Raw genomic sequence first — 16694 nt, 5'->3', positions numbered from 1 at the left:
CTACTTCACCAGCTGAAACACTTTCTCGCCTTCACGGCTCATGCCGTAGCGGGTGCGGAGAATTTCTTCTTTGTAGAGGGAATCGGTCTTTAGTTTTTGGATGAGTTCGTCGCGCTGTTCGATAACTTTGCTTAGCGAATCAATTTGCATCTGGTAAAGCTGGATTTCTTTCGCAATTCTACGCTGCTCCGGAATACTGTTCTTGCCGAACAGCAAATGGAAGACCAGGAACGCGAAGGTTATCGCGGTGGCAATTCCAATAATAAGTCGTATGTGCAACTAATTATGCTCCGTTAAAATAGAATTGGAAGTTGTCCTTTGACGAGACTAGACCAGATATTTCTAGCTCCGTCAATATAGCTAAAAGTTCTGGCGCCTTAAAGTCGAAATCTTCTTGAAGTTCCGAAAATGTTTTGCGGAATCCGTTAAACCGGTCAAAGACTTTTTGAGCCCCGTCCGACAGTTGTACCCCGTATGTGGTCAGTTGCTCGATTTTTGCCCCTTCGAGGCATGGAATTCCGGCGACAGCCCGTAGACTTTCGGGGATGAAGACGGCTTTGGCGTGCCCGCTGTCGAGGAGCGCGTTCGTGCCGCTGTAGAGTTCGCAGTCGAAGTTCCCAGGGCAGGCGAGGAGGGGCTTCCCTTCGTCTAGGCTGAATTGCGCGGTGAGTAGGGCGCCTCCTTTTTTACGGCTCTGGACCACGAGCGTTGATTGGCTGAGCCCGCTGATGATGCGGTTCCGTGCGATGAAGTTCCCCTTGTAGGCTGGCGTATCACCTTCGTATTCGCTTAATAGGGCGCCTCCTGCGTCTAAAATTCGTTGGGCGAGTAAGGCTCGTTCCCCCTCGATTTTTGCCTCTAGACCTTGTGCGAGGACTGCTATTGTGGGAATCCCTGCATCGAGGGCGGCACGGTGGCAAAAGCTGTCTATGCCCTGTGCAAGCCCCGAAATAACAACGGCTTTTGTGGGTCGGAGTGAATCGACGAGTCGTCTACAGAGCTCTTCGGCTGATGCGGATGGGCGGCGTGTGCCGACCATGGCAATGCCGATTTTATCGTTTGTGGGGAGTGTGCCTTTGCAAAAGAGCTGTTTTGGGCAATATTTTGATGCTTGTAATGCGAGTGGATATTTTTCGGGAGTGAGTTTCGTTTCCATACTGTTTCGTACCCCGGATGTATTTGGGGGTGTCGTGCTTGGTAAAAATAAAATTAAGGGATATAAGAAACGATATAAGTAAGGATCTAATAAAGGTGTAGCTTAATTTACTGAATTTGATGAGTAAAAACAAGGGTGCGCGTTTACTTTTATCTTTTCTATCTTTGGGCGCATGAAGTACACGTTTAAGGATCTCGTCGATATTATGGCTCGTCTGCGTTCGGAAAATGGCTGCCCGTGGGACCGCCAACAAACCACGCATTCGCTGTTGCCATATCTGGTTGAAGAAAGCTGTGAGTTTATCGATGCCGCGCAAGATGGCGACAAGGAGCACATGTGCGAGGAACTCGGCGATGTGCTGTTCCAGGTAATTTTCCATTCGCAGGTGTGCAAGGAACAGGGCGACTTTACGATTGATGACGTGATCCAGGGCTTGTGCGAAAAGATGGTGCGCAGGCATCCGCATGTGTTTGGCGATGCTAAAGTAGATACGGCAAATGACGTGAGCCGCCGCTGGGAACGCATCAAGGCGCAAGAAAAGAACAACTTAAAGCATGCGGGCGAGTCTATTATGGACAAAGTCAGCAAGAGCATGCCCACGCTCGCGCGCTCACAAGATATTATCCGCCGCGTGGCGAAAGTCGGTTTCGATTGGGGGGAGGCTGCTCCCGTGTTCGACAAGGCGCAAGAGGAATTTGCGGAATTCCGTGCCGAGATGGAAAAGATTTCTCCCGAGAATGCAAATGTGGATCGCTTGGAAGATGAATTCGGCGATATCATGTTCAGTCTCGTGAATGTGGCTCGCCATTGCGGTTTCAACGCTAACATCGCCTTGCAACGCGCGAACAACAAGTTCGAGAAGCGCTTCCGCGAAGTAGAACGCCGCGTCAAGGAACAGGGCCAGGAAATCAAGGACGTGGGCCTAGAGGGCCTGCAAAAGCTGTGGAAAGAAGCGAAACTTAGTCATTAGTCAATGGTCATTGGTCAGTAGTCATTGTCCGCTACTCCAATTTGGAATGTTCCGCGCGGGATTAAAAGAGTGCGCGAAATTTTGTTCGCACTTTCGATTCGTGTGCTATATTATTCTTGTGGCACAAGTAAATTTTGGTTCTGAGACGGGAAGCCGAATCGAATCGCGGAGTAGAACTTACTAGTGTTACGTTTATAAGAGAGTCCCGTGAACGCATTACGGGACTCTTCTTTTGTGCGAATTACTGTGTGTGTGTTACCCCTAAACAAAAAGACCTGCAACTTCCGTTGCAGGCCTTTTAAACTTTCGAGAAGTTCTAGGGGTTGGTCGTGAGCAAAAAGAAGCCCTCGGTATTAACCGAGGGTTTCTTGCGAGAGCGAGGGGCCGACGGAGTTTTAAGTCAGCCTTTAGCCCCGAGCGGTCGTATTAGGCTCTAGCCTTGACCTTGTCGCCGTACTTCTTGATGAGTTCTTCCTGGATGTTCTTCGGAACCGGGAGGTACTTGCAGAATTCCATCGTGAATTCTGCCTTACCCTGGGTCATGGAACGGAGGTCCGTAGCATAACCGAACATTTCGGAAAGCGGAACTTCAGCAGTAATCGTGGTCATGCCGAGTTCTTCGGAAGTACCAACGATGCTACCACGACGCTGGGAAACGTTACCCACGACACCGCCCTGGAATTCGGTCGGGGTCTGGATTTCGACCTTCATGATCGGTTCGAGGATCTGAGCGCCAGCCTTAGCGAAAGCTTCGCGGAAGGCCATACGGGCTGCAACCTGGAACGCCATATCAGAGGAGTCGACCGGGTGGAATGCACCATCCTGGACTTCCATTTCGATACCGACAACCGGGAAGCCGATGAGGGAACCTGCTTCCATGCAGCTCTGGAAACCCTTATCGCAAGACGGGATGTATTCCTTCGGAATACGGCCACCGACGACGGAGTTGACGAAGTTGTAGACCTTTTCCTGGTCGCCTTCGACAGCCATCGGACGCATTTCACCGACGACCTTAGCGTACTGACCAGAACCACCGGTCTGCTTCTTGTGGGTGTAGTCGAACTTGGCCGGGCGGGTGATGGTTTCGCGGTAAGCCACCTGCGGAGCACCAGTCGTCACGTCGCACTTGTATTCACGGCGCATACGTTCGATATAAACGTCAAGGTGGAGTTCGCCCATACCCTTGATGATGGTCTGACCAGATTCCTTGTCAACTTCGACCTGGAACGTCGGGTCTTCCTTCGTGAAGCGGTTGAGGGCCTTGGACATGTTATCGAGGTCGTCACGGTTCTTGGCTTCAATAACAAGTTCGATAACCGGGTTAGGAACGTGCATAGAAGTCATGTTGTAGTGGTTCTTGCCATCCGTGAATGTCGTACCGGATGCGCAGTCGATACCGAACAGAGCAACGATGTCGCCTGCACCGGCTTCGGTGATATCCACCATTTCGTCAGCGTGCATACGGACGAGACGGCCAACGGAAACCTTCTTGCCGGTTGCCATGTTGGTGATCATGTCGCCCTTCTTGAGGGTACCCTGGTAAACGCGGACGTAGGTGAGCTGGCCATAGCGGTCGTTCACGAGCTTGAATGCGTAGCAGACGAGCGGTGCGTTGTCTTCGGACTTGAGGATAACTTCAGCTTCGTTGTTGTCGAGGTCGAGAGCCTTGTTTTCAACGTCGGTCGGGCACGGGAGGAAGTCGATAACACCGTCGAGGAGCTTCTGGACACCAATGTTCTTGTGAGCAGAACCCATGAACACCGGAGTGATGTCGAGACGGATGGTAGCTTCGCGGATGACCTTCTTGAGGAGGTTCTTGTCGATCTGATCGACACCGTATTCGCCTTCCATAGCCTTTTCCATGACTTCGTCGCTGTAGTCAGCGCAGCAGTCAACGAGCTTTTCACGGTATTCGTTAGCCTGGTCGACGAGTTCTTCCGGGATTTCCTTTTCGATCATGTCGTCGCCATTGTCGCCTTCGAAGTAGTATGCCTTCATTTCGAGAAGGTCGACCACGCCCTTAAGATTGGATTCCAAACCTATAGGAATCTGCATGACGCACGGCTTGTGGTTGAGCTTTTCCTTGAGCATGACTGCAACGCGGAGCGGATTTGCACCAGAGCGGTCGCACTTGTTCACGAACACGACGCGCGGCACATGGTAACGGCGCATTTGGCGGTCAACGGTAATAGACTGGGACTGGACGCCTTCAACGCCAGTGAGGACGAGGATAGCACCGTCCAACACGCGGAGAGAACGTTCCACTTCGATCGTGAAGTCCACGTGCCCCGGAGTATCGATGATGTTGATGGAGTCCTTTTCACCGGTCTTGGTGTGAGTCCAGTTTGCAAACGTAGCAGCAGACTGAATCGTGATGCCGCGTTCGCGTTCAAGTTCCATGGAGTCCATCGTGGCACCGACGCCGTCTTTACCACGAACTTCGTGGATAGCGTGGATACGCTTTGTGAAGTAGAGGATACGTTCGGTAAGAGTAGTCTTACCGGAGTCGATGTGAGCAGAAATACCAATATTTCTGTGCAGCTGAATGTCTTTCATATTTTTATTCCACTAATGGAGTTGATGTTATTGAATGTTGCGCCCAAAAATAGAAAATTTTGGGGGGAACTCAAGGGCGGTTTTTCATTTGATAGTATAAAAGGGGGGTAAAATGGCTAAAATTGGCCTAAAATGCAAAAAAGCAACCATAAAAATGGCTGCTTCGTTTTGCTTAAATGAGAAAATTTTTGTTTATACGTTTTCGTCGGGAGTTGCTTCGGCGTCTTTTTCTCCAGTCGCGCTTTGTTCTATAGAAGGTTCGTTTGAATCTGGATTTTTGTCTATAGAATTTTCGACAAGCTCCGGCTTTTCGATACCTTCGAGAGCCTTGAAGTAAGCCATGGCGGTCTTTCCGACTTCGGTGGTATCAAAGTATGTGTAGGCTCCGTTACCGATGGCTCCGATTGCCGGGATGGCTCGGAGGGCGATGCGCCCGAGGAAGTTCGCGGATATTTTGACGCCTATTTTCTGGAGCAGTTTCTGGAGGGCTGTTAATGACAGCTTCTGGACGACAATGCGGCTGCCGGTACGGACTGCGACATCTCGTAGGAGCGATGCTGCACTGTGGCGGAACAGACACCAAACCATCGCTTCACGGCTGAGCATGGCAAACTTGCCGTACGTGCAGGCGATGTCGGAGACGAGCTGCGCCTGGATACGCCAAACAGCGGCTATATCAGGAATGGAGGTTAAGACACCGGTGAAACCTGCCGGGATAGAGAGCGAGGTACTTACTGTGGCTGCTTTGAGGGCGGCTTGCTTGATCAGTACGTCGGCGCGTTTGTCGGGGTCGTTGTTCGGGCAAAGGAGCGAGTCCGGGATATCCGTAATCAGGTTGAATATAATCGAGTTGAACATTTCCTGGATGGATTCGTTCTTTTTGTCTTTGAATTCTTTGAAATTTAACATGGGCAAGCTCCTTTCTCCTATTTCAAGAACATTTTAACAATTTCTGCGATGTTTTGGGGGATTTTATATTCAGAATTGTATTTTTCAAGTACTATTTTGAGGATTTCATTCACCCAGATCCTATCTGATGCTGCGTTTTGAACGCTAATTTCGGTTTCTCCGTTTCTTTCAGTAAGTTTGTAGTTTACGTGGAACGAAATCGGGGTGGTCTCGCCATGGGGGATGATTGTAAGGTCAATAGTCTGTTTTTCGGCATTGACGCTGAAGGAGACGTTGTTTAAATTTTTTTGAGGCTGGGTTTCCATGAATACTCCTTCTGGGGTGATTAAAACATCATTTTGGCAAAAAGACCGGTTCCCTTGGGGAGCGCTTGTTTGAATGGGGCGCCCTTGAGCCACAAGGCTGCGATTTCATTAATCAAAACTCTTTCACTTTCTATTTTGTTTATAACAATCAGAGTGTTTTGATCTGTGTCTTCGAAACAGTAGTACGCACAAATTTTGGTTGGCGTCGTTTCGCCTTTCAAAAGCATTGTGATGTTAATCCGGTTTTCTTCTGACTCGATATCGATGTTTAAAATTTCGCCAAATCTTTTTATGATGTCGAGCCGCTGGACGAACATTTCGATGGCTTTATCACGTGCATTACTAAGAAAAGACATTATGAAGTCGTTGGTTTTATGGTTTGGGATTGTGATGGTAATATATATTTTTTTGAAAAAAACGCAAAAAATAACACCTCGTGCATTTTACGGCGCGAGGCGTTTTGAATTGCATTAAATGTAGCGGGTTAGCGCGGGAGCGTGAGGATGTCGATGCCATCCTTGGTCTTCACGACGGTGTGTTCCCACTGGGCGCTGAGAGAGCCGTCGCGGGTCACAGCTGTCCAGCCGTCAGAGAGCGTCTTTGTTCCCGGGCGTCCGACGTTGAGCATCGGTTCGACCGTAAAGACGTTACCGACTTCGATGAACGGGCAACGTTCGTAGTTGCGGAAGTGGTAGACGGTCGGTTCTTCGTGGAAGCCGCGACCGATGCCGTGACCGCAGTAGTCTTCGACAACGCTAAAGCCGTGTTCGTCGGCGATGTCCTGGATGGCGCAGCCGATGTCGTTCCAGTGTGCGCCTCTTTCGCCTGCAGCGCGGATGCCTTCTTCCATGCAGAACTTGGCGGTATCGACGAGTTCGCGGGCAATGTCAGAGACCTTGCCAACGCAGAACATGGCGGAGGTATCGCCGTGGTAGCCGGAGAGGATTGTGGTGATGTCGATGTTCACGATGTCGCCATCCTTGAGGATGGTGTTCGCGTTCGGGATGCCGTGGCAGACAACTTCGTTGATGCTGATGCAGGCGTAGCGCGGGTAACCGTGGTAGCCCATGCAGGCGGAGATGCCCTTGTGCTGGCGAGTGTAGTCGCCGATGAATTCATCGATTTCGAGCGTGGAGACGCCGGGCTTGCACATTTCGCCCGCACGGATCAGCGTTTCGGCAGCGAGAGCGCCGGCATCGCGGATCAGTTCGATTTCTTTTGCGGATTTTACTTTGATCTTAGCCATTTTTAGGTCTTCTTGTTTTTATTTAAGTTCTTTTATGCGCCTACTTCTTCCATGCGAATCTGTCGAGCAGGTAGGCGAGGAGCATCTGGTCGTCGGTTGTGCCGTTCGCGAGATCCTTCACGAGCGGGAGCATGCGGCTGATGCGTTCGGTTGCTTTTTGACCGCCGAAGTGCTTGCGGACTTCTTCGAGGCGGACGCGTGTACGTTCACTTACCTTCTTCGCGATTTCTTCATTTGTGAGCGGATCCATCTTGATGAAGTTGATGCCGAAGTCGACTGCCGTCTGGCGGAGGTCGATTTCTTCGACTGGTGTGATGAGCGAAATGCAGAGACCGCTGCGGCCTGCACGGGCGGTACGTCCGCTGCGGTGCACATAGACTTCGTGGTCGGCGGGGTGGTCATAGACAATCACGTGCGTCACGTGGTCCACGTCGATACCGCGGGCGGCCACGTCTGTGCAGATGAGAATCTTGAGCTTCTTGTCGCGGAAGGCGTTGAGCGTCTTTTCGCGGAGACTCTGGGCGACATCGCCACTGAGCGCACCGACTTCAAAGCCGTAACCGGAGAGCACCTGTTCGAGGTAGCTCACGTCGCGCTTATAGTTGCAGAAAATCATGCAGCTTTCGGGATGGTAGTATTCCAGAACCTTGATGGTCATGGAATCCTTTTCCATCACGTCGCAAGTGTAGTAGCGGTGTTCGAGGTTGTTCGCGATGACCTTGTCGTAGCTGAGCGAAAGGAAATCGGCACCCGGGCGCTGGAATTCGCGGGCAAGGCTCTTGACCGTCTGCGGAATTGTTGCACTGTACATTGTGCAAGAGATGGCCTTCGGCAAGTACTTGCGGATTTTCTGCATGTCGGGGTAGAAACCCATCGAGAGCATTTCGTCTGCTTCGTCGAGGACGAGGTCGCGGATAGAAAGTAAGTCTACATTACCGCGCTGGATGTGGTCCATGAGGCGGCCCGGAGTAGCGACAATCACATGTACGCCAGAACGGAGAGCCTTGATTTGCGGTTCGTAGTTCACGCCGCCAAAGATAGCGACGGACTTGATTCCCGTACCCTTGGAGAGCTTTTCAAATTCTTCTTGCACTTGGATGCAGAGTTCTCGCGTCGGCACGAGGATAAGTGCTTGCGGATACGGATGGTCACGGACGATGACCTGCAAAAGCGGGAGGGCGTATGCGCCAGTCTTGCCCGAACCCGTCTTCGATTGCACGAGCATATCGCGGGCAGCGAGCATATAAGGAATGGATTTGCGCTGGACTGGCATCAGTTCGGTCCAGCCGTGTTCCCGGAGAATAGCCTTCTGTTCTTCGGGGAGCATATCAAACGTATAATCGGGGAGCTTATTCTTAGGCTCGATAATTTTGACAGGCGTTAAAAACGGATTTACTCTTTCTTTCGTTTCTTCTTTAATTTCGTCACTCATAGTGAGCGCAAATTTAGAAAATAGACGAGAGACGAGAGACGAGAGGTGTGAAAAAGCAGGGGGTTATAGCGTCCAGTGGTATTCAAACCCGAGGCTTACAAAGCAATCGATGGTCGATTTTCCGATGGTTGTGGGGGCGGCGCCTGCATCGGGCGAGGGTGCTTCGTAAATATCCCTGCCGCGGCTCGAAATGCCTGCGCGGATGTCTACGCCGTAATGCTTTTTAAAGACGAACTGTCCTCCAAATCCGAGCAATGCGCCTTTGTAGACGTCTTCGAACTTGATGCGGTACTGGTAAGCTCTGGAGGGCGACTTGACTCCGCTTTTTAAGCCGATGTCTTCGGAATAGAATGTGTATTGGAACCCGAGGAAGAATAGCGGGGTAATGTCAAGCCATGGTGTAATGGGGTAGGTCATGGACAAGAGCGCGTTGAGACCGATATCGTGCTGTCCAAAATTCCAATGGTCGAGTTCGCGATAGACTGTGTCTGATTTGTCTGTTTTCATATCGCGGTTGGAATAGCGGTACATGAGTTCGACACCGATGAATCCATGCCAGGTAAGCCCTGCGTAAAGACTCAGGAATGAGTCATCGTCTTCGATAAAGTTCCAGAGGCTTACGGAATCTTTGGTGATGCGGTAATTACGTACGCGGCTCTTGGTGTGGCTGCTTGTCCAGTTGTCCGGCGTGAGCGGGAAATGTGCTTGGGAGTAACCGATTCCAACACCTGCCCAAATCTTAAGGTTCGGGACTTCTTTGTAAAGGTCATCGGGTTCGGTTTGCTGTTTGAGGCGTTCTTCCTTGGTAAGGCGGCGCTTGGTGCGCTTGTCAAAGAATGTGGAGGCTATTTCGTCACTGAGGGCGACTTTATCGTTGTTTGCTTTTACGATTCCTGCGGCTTTAGGTTCTTGCGTTGTCTCGTCAAAGATGGCAACTTGAATGAATTTTCCCTGAGGTGCAAGGAAGAGGACGATGTTGTCTTCGAGAGCCTGGATCTTAGCAGCCATGCCGGGGTGTCTTGCTCTCAAGTAGCTTGACGGTAAACCTTTTTCAAGGTTGTTCGAAAGCCAGGATCCATAACGTGTGGCGATGGTGTCGCGTTCCCATTCGCCGAGTTCGCGGCATTTGGGTTCTCCGATGCCAGTGTTGTTGCGGCGGAGCGAAAGACAAAATTCATTGGCGTTGATGGGGGAATTTCCATCCAATGTCCAAATGTAAATTGTGGCGTCTTTCCAGAGCGTAAAGCGTGAATCAAAGTAAACATCGGCTGCGCTAGCCCATGCGACAAGGACCATTATAATGGCAAGGAGTTTTTTCATTTGACAACTCCTTCGTATAGGTTCTTGCGGATTTGCTGGACGGCGAGCTGGATGAGGTTTGTCAAATTCGAAAGCTTGTACGTCGTAATGGGTTGCTGTAATTCGTCAACGGCGCTGAAAAGCGGACGCTGCTTTAAGTTGTCCCAGAGTGTGTACGAGAATATCGCGCTGACGTTGTCCGGCTTGCGGATGCTGCCACTTTCGTTGTGGATGAGCGCGTAGTCAAAAAAGTTTTCGCGCTTCAAGTCCGTGCCGATGATGAATTCGTGCAGAATAAGGACTACGGGAGGGACATTCCCTGCGGAGTCCTTGAGCGTAACGCCTTGTTCCGGAATATGCCCCTTGATGAAAATGCGTTCATCAAGCTTTAAGCTTTCTTCGGGGAACTTGGTGTTCGCTGTATCGGGGAGGACGATGAGGTTTCCGTAAGCCTTGCGCATCTCGGTTTCGAAAGTATTGCGGCAGTGGAGCGTTCCTTTAATTTGGATGCTGTCTGTGCCGATTTCGAGGCGCTTGGCAAACCAGTTCGAGCGCGTGATGACAAATGCATTTTCGATACCCGTCACTGCAATACCGCCATAAGGAGCCTTATGGTACGAGGGGTGGCTTGCAGTCCAATGATAAGAATCTGCACACCCGGTGAGCATGCAGATTGCAAATCCAATGGAAAGTATCGACTTTCTGATTGTCATTCGCTTTTATGTTTTGCAGGATATGCCTTAGACGGCTCCCCACTTTTCGCGGTAGGCATAGACGCGGTCAAGGATTCCTTCGGGGGCGTTGATTGCCTTGCGGTTTTCTTCGCTTTCGAGGAATGCGATGATGTCGTTGATGTTCACGATGGAATGGGCTTCGATGCCGTATTCATCTTGAACAGTCTGGAGCGCGGACTTGCCATTTTCGAGCTTTTCCTTGCGGTCCACAGAAATGAGGAGACCTACGACATTGGCGTTTTCGATTTGGGAAAGAGCCTGCATCGTTTCGTTGACGGATGTACCTGCGGTAATCACGTCTTCGATGATGACGACGTTTGTCTTTTCGGTGTACTTGTAACCGACGAGAGAACCGCCTTCACCGTGGTCCTTGACTTCTTTTCTGTTGTACGTAAAAGTAAGGTTCTGGGCGTACACGTCAGAAAGCTTCATGGCTGTTGCTGCGCAAAGGGGAATGCCCTTGTATGCCGGACCGTAGAGGTTCTGAGCCTTGCCGTCAAAGTGAACCATGAATGCTGCAGCGTAGAATTCAGCAAGCTTGGAAAGGGATGCGCCTGTGCGGAACTCTCCAGTGTTGATAAAGTAAGGAGTCTCGCGACCGCTCTTGGTCACGAAGTTGCCGAACTTGAGGGCGCCCGATTCTACGAGAAAGTGTACAAAAGTATCTGTATTGTTCATTGCAAATTCCTAGGCTTTAGCTCCGACGAGGAGCGCTATAACTTCAGAGATGATGTTGTAGTCGGTTATAAACTGGATCGCAAACATGGCGACCAAGCATATGACGCAAAGTACTAAATAGCTGTGGAAGGATTTTTCAAAACCCTTGATTTTCAGCTTAAATATGAGCCAGACGCCAAAGCTCAAGATAGAACTGAATACCCAAGCGGCGGATGTGTTCAGGTCTACGAGGCGGCTAACGGCGAACGTGATGGTAATGCCCGGCAAGAAAAAGAATGCGAAGCTCAGGACAACAAGAAGAGCAAAGCCAACGTAGTAGGCTAGTCCTCGGTCTTTCTTGACAATGACCTGGGAACCGATTGTGGTCTGTTCTTCTTCACCGGTCATCGGGTTGACGTAGGTTTCCGGTTTGAACTGCTTGTAGGGCGAGTTCGATTTGGGTTCCTTGTTCTTCTTAGGCGAAATGACTTCGCCGGTCAGAGGATTGACGAGTTCTTCGTTGGACGAATTGTCCTCGAAGTTTACCTCGGTGCGGGCCTGGTTGACTTCGGCTGTTGCTTCGGTCTTGACTTCGCTGTCTGCGGAAACTGTTGGCTCTTGAGCGGGGGCTTCATTCTTGATTTCTTCGGACATTGGGAACTCCTAGAGAATAAACGTTCTGCCTGCGTGGACGAAAACGCGGTGTTCAAGCCAAAGCTTGAGTGCCTGCGAAAGCGTACGCTTTTCGATGTCCTTGCCGAGTTCGACGAGTTCATCAATGCTTGCTGTCTCGGGAACGCGCTGGATGTCTTGGCAAATGATTGGCCCCTGGTCGAGGTCTTCTGTGGCAAAGTGGGCTGTTGCACCGATAATCTTCACACCCTTGTGCCATGCCTGGTGGTAGGGCTTTGCTCCCTTGAATGCGGGGAGGAACCCGTGGTGGATGTTGATGATGCGGTACTTGAATTCTTCTGTGAACTGTGCGGTCAAGATCTGCATGTAGCGTGCAAGAACGATTGTATCCGTCTTGGTTTCTTCGATGATTTCACGGAAACGGTTTTCGGGAATCGTCTTGTCCGGGTTGGACGGCACATAGTAGAACGGCACGCCGAAGGAGCCACCGACAGGACCCAAGTCCGGGTGGTTACCCACGATGCAGCTGAATTCGCAGGGAAGGTCGCCATCGCGGCGCTTGAGGAGCAAGTCGTAAAGGCAGTGGTCTGTCTTGGAAACAAAAATGGCAACGCGTTCGGTCTTGGAGGTGTCGAACAATTTCCAGTTCAGCTGGAGATGCGGGGCGATGGTTTCGAGGTGTCTTTTGACTTCGGGAATGCCATCCGCTTCAATATCGAATACGGCACGTAAGAAAAACGTTTCGATGTCCTTGGCAGTGTGTTGCTGGAGGTCGATAATGTTGGCTCCGGCTTTGGCAAGAACTTGCGTAGTGCCGGCAATGAGCCCTTTTTGGTCGGGGCAAAGGATCTGGAGTATATAACGAGTCATAGACATACTATAATATTAAAAAATTTAGGTCATGTTACCAAATATTTTATTTCCAAGTAGATAAAAAATAACTAACATTACAGTAAGAAATAGAAAGGATTGAAAAATGGAGAGAATTAAATTGTTCAAACTTGGACTTTGCTCTATACTCGCTTTGTCTGCGGTACAGGTTTTTGCCGCTCCACCTAAAACGTGGGATGCCATTTTTAACGCTGAAGGTCAGGGCGAATATGGCGCCGCCAAGATTGACGGGGATATCCGTTTTGGTGAATACACTCATTACAAGAACATCCAGCCGGTCTCGTTCCGCATTCTTGATGACAAGTTTGATTTTTCCGTTGCTGGTAACATGACGGTTCCGGCAAAGATGGTGGAAGATCCGAACTTCTATGAAAACTGCCGCAACACAATGGAAGCCTGGGTTTCTTACTTTGATAAGCCGCGTCACTTTGGCAATGAAGATCTTATCATTAATATTGCAGGCGTGGACTTTGCGTGTGGCAACGACTTGTTCAACGTTCATGACTTGCGTATAAAGTTTACGAATCCACAGGCCCAGAAGGCTTGGGTAGCAGAACTCGAAGGCCGTCAGAAGTACAAGCGCGAACAGCTTTCCGCTTTCCGCGTGGCTGAACAGGAACATCGTGCTGAAATCCGCGACAAGTCCACTTCTTTCACGGACCCGCGTGACGGACAAGTTTACCGAATCATCAAGGTCGAAGGCCGTGAATGGTTTGCTCAGAACGTGAACTACAATGTCGAAGGACATTCCTGGTGCTACGAAGACAAGGACTCTTACTGCGCTCGTAGCGGTCGTCTGTATGACCTCGAAGGTGCCCGCAAGGCTTGCCCGGAAGGCTGGCACTTGCCGCGTGACCGCGAATGGTCCGATATGCTCAAGGGCCTCACGGGTTGCTACGATGGTGTGGACAAGTGCGGTAACTTTGCTACAAAGATGAAGGCTACGACTGGCTGGCAGGGCGGTGGCGGTACCGATGAATACGGTTTCACCATTTTCTCTTCGGGCTATCGCAAGCTTCTTGGCAAGTCTACGGTTCGCTATGAAGATATGGGCGAATACGCTGGTTTCTGGTCTGCACAGAACGGCCGTAACGAAACCATTTGGCTCTGGGCTATGGGTCGTATGAGCGACCAGATGGTTCGCCAGCTCGTCCCGGCAACCGCAAAGAACAACGGTTATTCTGTCCGCTGCATCAACGGTAACTAGGGCTTGCGCAGAGCGCAAAAAAAGAGAGCTTAAAAAGCTCTCTTTTTTTATATGCATAAAAAATGCGTCGCGCCGAGGGCGCGGCGTATTTTACATCTGGCGGATCGGGAAGAGGCCGAGCAAGTCGAGGACGTTTTCGAGCACAATCTGTGTAGACTGCACGAGGAAGAGTCTGGACTTTTCTTCGGCGGATCCGAGCACGCGGTCTTCGTGGATGAACTTGTGTGCGGCTTCGGCAATTTCGAGTGCGTATTGTGCGAGCACGCTCGGTTCATCGTCCTTGACGGCGGCGAGAATCTTTTCGCCCTTCTTGGCGAGAATGTTGATGAGGCTGTAGGCGGCGTCATCGGTAAGCTGTGCGTAATCCACGTCGGCCACCGGAACGGTGTAACCGGCCTTGCGCATAATGCTGCAAAGACGGACGTGTGCGTTCTGCACGTACGGACCTGTGTCGCCTTCGAAGCTCATCACGGCATCCCAGTCAAAGCGGACGTCCTTCAAACGGCTGTTCTTGAGGTCGTTAAAGGTAAGAGCGCTGATACCGATCTGGCGTGCAATGAGTTCCTTGTTTTCGAGAGTCGGATTCTTTTCGTCGATGAATTCGAGAATCTTCTTCTGGGCGGCTTCGATCACGTCGCGGAGGAGGCTTGCCGTACCGGTACGGGTCTTGCCCTTTTCCCACTTGCCATCGACCATCTGGAGGATCACGCCGAACGGAATGTGGTACATGTCCTTGTACCATTCGCGACCCATCTTCTTGAGCACATGGAACACCTGCTTGAAGTGGAGAGCTTGTCCCAAGTCCACCACGTAAAGGCACTTGTCAAAGTTGTATTCTTTCTTGCGGTAGATGGCGGCAGCGAGGTCGCGTGTTGCATACAACGTGGAACCGTCACTCTTGCGGATAAGGCACGGGTTCAGGTCAAATTCGTCGAGCATCACCACGTCGCGTTCCTGGCTGTTCACCAACAAGTTCTTTTCGCGGAGTTCGTCGAGCACTGCCGGAATCTTGTCTTCAAAGAAGGATTCGCCGGTGTAGTGATCAAAGCCAACGCCCATCATGTCGTAAATGCGCATGAGTTCCTTGAGCGTTGCGGCACGGAATGCGGTCCACAGCTTGCGGTAGAATTCATCGCCCTGTTCGAGCTTCGTGAATGCGGCGCGTGCTTCGTCTTCGAGACCGGGTTCTTCCTTGGAAGCCTTGGAGAAGCTAGCGTAAAGGATGTTGAGTTCCTTCACGGTAAGTGCGTTCAAAGTGGCTTCGTCGGTCGGGAGCTTTTCGCGGAGGTACATCACGATGAGCTTACCGAATGCTGTGCCCCAGTCGCCCAAGTGGTTGATGCGTTCGACCTTGTAACCGGCAGCCTTGTAGATGCGGGCAAGCGAGTTACCGATCATTGTAGAACGCAAGTGGTGGAAGGCGAGTTCCTTACCGATGTTCGGGGAGCTGTAGTCGATGCAGACAACCTTGCCATTCGATGCGGCGTGGCCGTATTCCAAACCCTTGGCGGCGATTTCGTCGAGTGTAGACTTGGCGAGGAATCCGCGATCAATGAAGAAGTTGAGGTAGCCGTTCACGGCTTCAACTTTAGAAAGCCCTGCCGGGAGCTGAACCTTGGCGGCTAAATCTTCGGCAATGAGCTTCGGTGCCTTGCGGAGTGTCTTTGCGAGAGAAAAGCAAGGAATGGTGTAGTTGCCGTGACTTGTATCAGGCGGTACGGAAATAAGTTTCAATGCGGCTTCTTCGTCAAAAGCTCCAGTTGCTGCAAGTGCCTTTGCGATTTCTGCATTAAATGAGTTCATTGTCGTCTCCAGACTTCTTAGCGTCTTCGCGGATGAAGTCGTGTTCGTCGAGGTTCATGAGTTTGCCGTCTGCATAGAGGCGGTCGAAGGAAATTTCGTTTCTCTTTTCTTCTTCGAAGAGGTGAACCATCAGGTCAAGACCAGCATCGAAGATTGCCCAACGCACGCCTTCCTTGTATTCAACGCCGACATAGTGGAGCTTGCGAGCCTTGAATTCCTTGGTCAGTTCATTCAAGATTGCCTGCATCTGAGCTTCACTTTCGCAAGTGGCGATGAGGAAGTAGTCCGCTTCGTTTTTTACGCCGCGGAGGTCGATGAGCTGCACGTTCTGGGCGCGAAGTTCAAAAAGGATACCTGCACCAAGCTTAACGGTTTCAGAAAAATCTTGGTTATTTGTTGCTGTCATTTTGTTCTCCCTGATCGGGTTCTATTATTTGTTGAAAATCTCTTCCGGTGTGTACGACGGCATCGACGGTCGCGTTCTTGTTGAGCAAAACGAGGACGTTTTTGGTCTTTAAGGTGGCGGCGAGTGCCTGAGCACCTTCCCATTCCGGGTTTCTGAGCACGATGACCGTTTCTTCGTAGTTCTGGAGTCGTTCGTTTTCGATGTGGACGACATCAAATCCGTTGTTGCGCAAAAACGCCTGCATTTTTGTGGCTGCGCCCTTCATGCTGCAACTGTTCAGCACTTCGACTTCGCCCTTGATGCTGCGGACTTCGCGAACAACAGGAGCCGGCTTTTCTTCTTCACAGCCTGCAAAGAGGAATGCGGCTAGAACAGCCGAAGAAACTCCTACGGCAAAGTTTAGGTGGAGCGTTTTTGAATAGTTGCGGAACATTCTTTGCTATAAAATTTAGAAAAATAAAAAAGACCCCGAAATAAATCCGGGGTGACA

General features: G+C 50.8%; 18 protein-coding genes. 2 read left to right on the top strand and 16 right to left on the bottom strand.

What is annotated here, in order from left to right; translation table 11 throughout:
• Together B9Y77_RS05815 and B9Y77_RS05810 are read right to left on the bottom strand one after the other, a co-directional pair.
• On the bottom strand, nt 1–279 hold the full coding sequence (locus B9Y77_RS05815) for an FtsB family cell division protein (RefSeq protein WP_085490809.1): 279 nt from the start codon (nt 277–279) through the stop codon (nt 1–3).
• A gap of 4 nt (nt 280–283) precedes the next feature.
• Complete coding sequence (locus B9Y77_RS05810) at nt 284–1156, bottom strand: DNA-processing protein DprA (RefSeq protein ID WP_085490808.1); 873 nt, start codon at nt 1154–1156, stop codon at nt 284–286.
• A gap of 172 nt (nt 1157–1328) precedes the next feature.
• On the opposite strand from B9Y77_RS05810, the gene mazG reads away from it, so the two are divergent.
• Nucleotides 1329–2126 (top strand): nucleoside triphosphate pyrophosphohydrolase, encoded by a 798-nt coding sequence (gene mazG / locus B9Y77_RS05805; protein WP_085490807.1) that lies wholly within the window; start codon nt 1329–1331, stop codon nt 2124–2126.
• A gap of 426 nt (nt 2127–2552) precedes the next feature.
• On the opposite strand, the gene fusA is transcribed toward mazG, so the two are convergent.
• The 11 genes from fusA to purU form a co-directional block, all read right to left on the bottom strand.
• Entirely contained in the window at nt 2553–4682 is a 2130-nt protein-coding gene (gene fusA / locus B9Y77_RS05800; RefSeq protein ID WP_085490806.1) for an elongation factor G, read from the bottom strand.
• Between the two features lie 192 nt (nt 4683–4874).
• On the bottom strand, nt 4875–5591 hold the full coding sequence (locus B9Y77_RS05795) for an EcsC family protein (RefSeq protein WP_073423200.1): 717 nt from the start codon (nt 5589–5591) through the stop codon (nt 4875–4877).
• A 17-nt stretch (nt 5592–5608) separates the two neighbouring features.
• Nucleotides 5609–5896, bottom strand: coding sequence for a hypothetical protein (locus B9Y77_RS05790; protein WP_085490805.1), 288 nt, complete (start codon nt 5894–5896; stop codon nt 5609–5611).
• A 20-nt stretch (nt 5897–5916) separates the two neighbouring features.
• The gene (locus B9Y77_RS05785; RefSeq protein ID WP_085490804.1) at nt 5917–6252 is read right to left on the bottom strand and encodes a hypothetical protein; all 336 of its coding nucleotides are present in this window, start codon (nt 6250–6252) and stop codon (nt 5917–5919) included.
• Between the two features lie 128 nt (nt 6253–6380).
• Entirely contained in the window at nt 6381–7142 is a 762-nt protein-coding gene (map, locus tag B9Y77_RS05780) for a type I methionyl aminopeptidase (RefSeq protein WP_012820312.1), read from the bottom strand.
• A 40-nt stretch (nt 7143–7182) separates the two neighbouring features.
• Nucleotides 7183–8574, bottom strand: a complete 1392-nt coding sequence (locus tag B9Y77_RS05775) for a DEAD/DEAH box helicase (RefSeq protein ID WP_073423197.1) — start codon at nt 8572–8574, stop codon at nt 7183–7185.
• Nucleotides 8575–8637: 63 nt separating this feature from the next.
• On the bottom strand, nt 8638–9894 hold the full coding sequence (locus B9Y77_RS05770; RefSeq protein ID WP_085490803.1) for a hypothetical protein: 1257 nt from the start codon (nt 9892–9894) through the stop codon (nt 8638–8640).
• Nucleotides 9891–10586: a hypothetical protein gene (locus B9Y77_RS05765; protein WP_073423195.1), complete on the bottom strand. Its 696-nt coding sequence runs from the start codon at nt 10584–10586 to the stop codon at nt 9891–9893. The genes B9Y77_RS05770 and B9Y77_RS05765 overlap by 4 nt, the downstream gene beginning before the upstream one ends.
• A 27-nt stretch (nt 10587–10613) precedes the next feature.
• Nucleotides 10614–11285 (bottom strand): orotate phosphoribosyltransferase, encoded by a 672-nt coding sequence (gene pyrE, locus B9Y77_RS05760; RefSeq protein ID WP_073423194.1) that lies wholly within the window; start codon nt 11283–11285, stop codon nt 10614–10616.
• A 9-nt stretch (nt 11286–11294) separates the two neighbouring features.
• On the bottom strand, nt 11295–11918 hold the full coding sequence (locus B9Y77_RS05755) for a hypothetical protein (protein WP_085490802.1): 624 nt from the start codon (nt 11916–11918) through the stop codon (nt 11295–11297).
• 9 nt (nt 11919–11927) lie between these two features.
• Nucleotides 11928–12767: a formyltetrahydrofolate deformylase gene (gene purU / locus B9Y77_RS05750; RefSeq protein ID WP_233138457.1), complete on the bottom strand. Its 840-nt coding sequence runs from the start codon at nt 12765–12767 to the stop codon at nt 11928–11930.
• Between the two features lie 106 nt (nt 12768–12873).
• Here purU and B9Y77_RS05745 point away from each other — a divergent pair, with 106 nt between their 5' ends.
• Nucleotides 12874–13995 (top strand): fibrobacter succinogenes major paralogous domain-containing protein, encoded by a 1122-nt coding sequence (locus B9Y77_RS05745; protein ID WP_073423192.1) that lies wholly within the window; start codon nt 12874–12876, stop codon nt 13993–13995.
• A 90-nt stretch (nt 13996–14085) separates the two neighbouring features.
• Here B9Y77_RS05745 and argS read toward each other — a convergent pair whose 3' ends face one another.
• The 3 genes from argS to B9Y77_RS05730 are packed head-to-tail and all read right to left on the bottom strand — an operon-like array spanning nt 14086 to nt 16637.
• A complete protein-coding gene (gene argS / locus B9Y77_RS05740; RefSeq protein ID WP_073423191.1) occupies nt 14086–15798 on the bottom strand; it encodes an arginine--tRNA ligase in 1713 nt (570 codons plus the stop codon).
• Nucleotides 15785–16204, bottom strand: coding sequence for a ribosome silencing factor (gene rsfS / locus B9Y77_RS05735; protein WP_012820303.1), 420 nt, complete (start codon nt 16202–16204; stop codon nt 15785–15787). The genes argS and rsfS overlap by 14 nt, the downstream gene beginning before the upstream one ends.
• Nucleotides 16188–16637, bottom strand: a complete 450-nt coding sequence (locus B9Y77_RS05730) for a LytR C-terminal domain-containing protein (protein WP_073423190.1) — start codon at nt 16635–16637, stop codon at nt 16188–16190. The genes rsfS and B9Y77_RS05730 overlap by 17 nt, the downstream gene beginning before the upstream one ends.
• Between the last annotated feature and the right edge of the window lie 57 nt (nt 16638–16694).

Origin of the sequence: Fibrobacter sp. UWB13, from assembly GCF_900177805.1 — a bacterium.
In the GTDB taxonomy this organism is placed as follows: Bacteria; Fibrobacterota; Fibrobacteria; order Fibrobacterales; family Fibrobacteraceae; genus Fibrobacter.
This window is presented reverse-complemented; position numbering and strand designations above follow the sequence as displayed.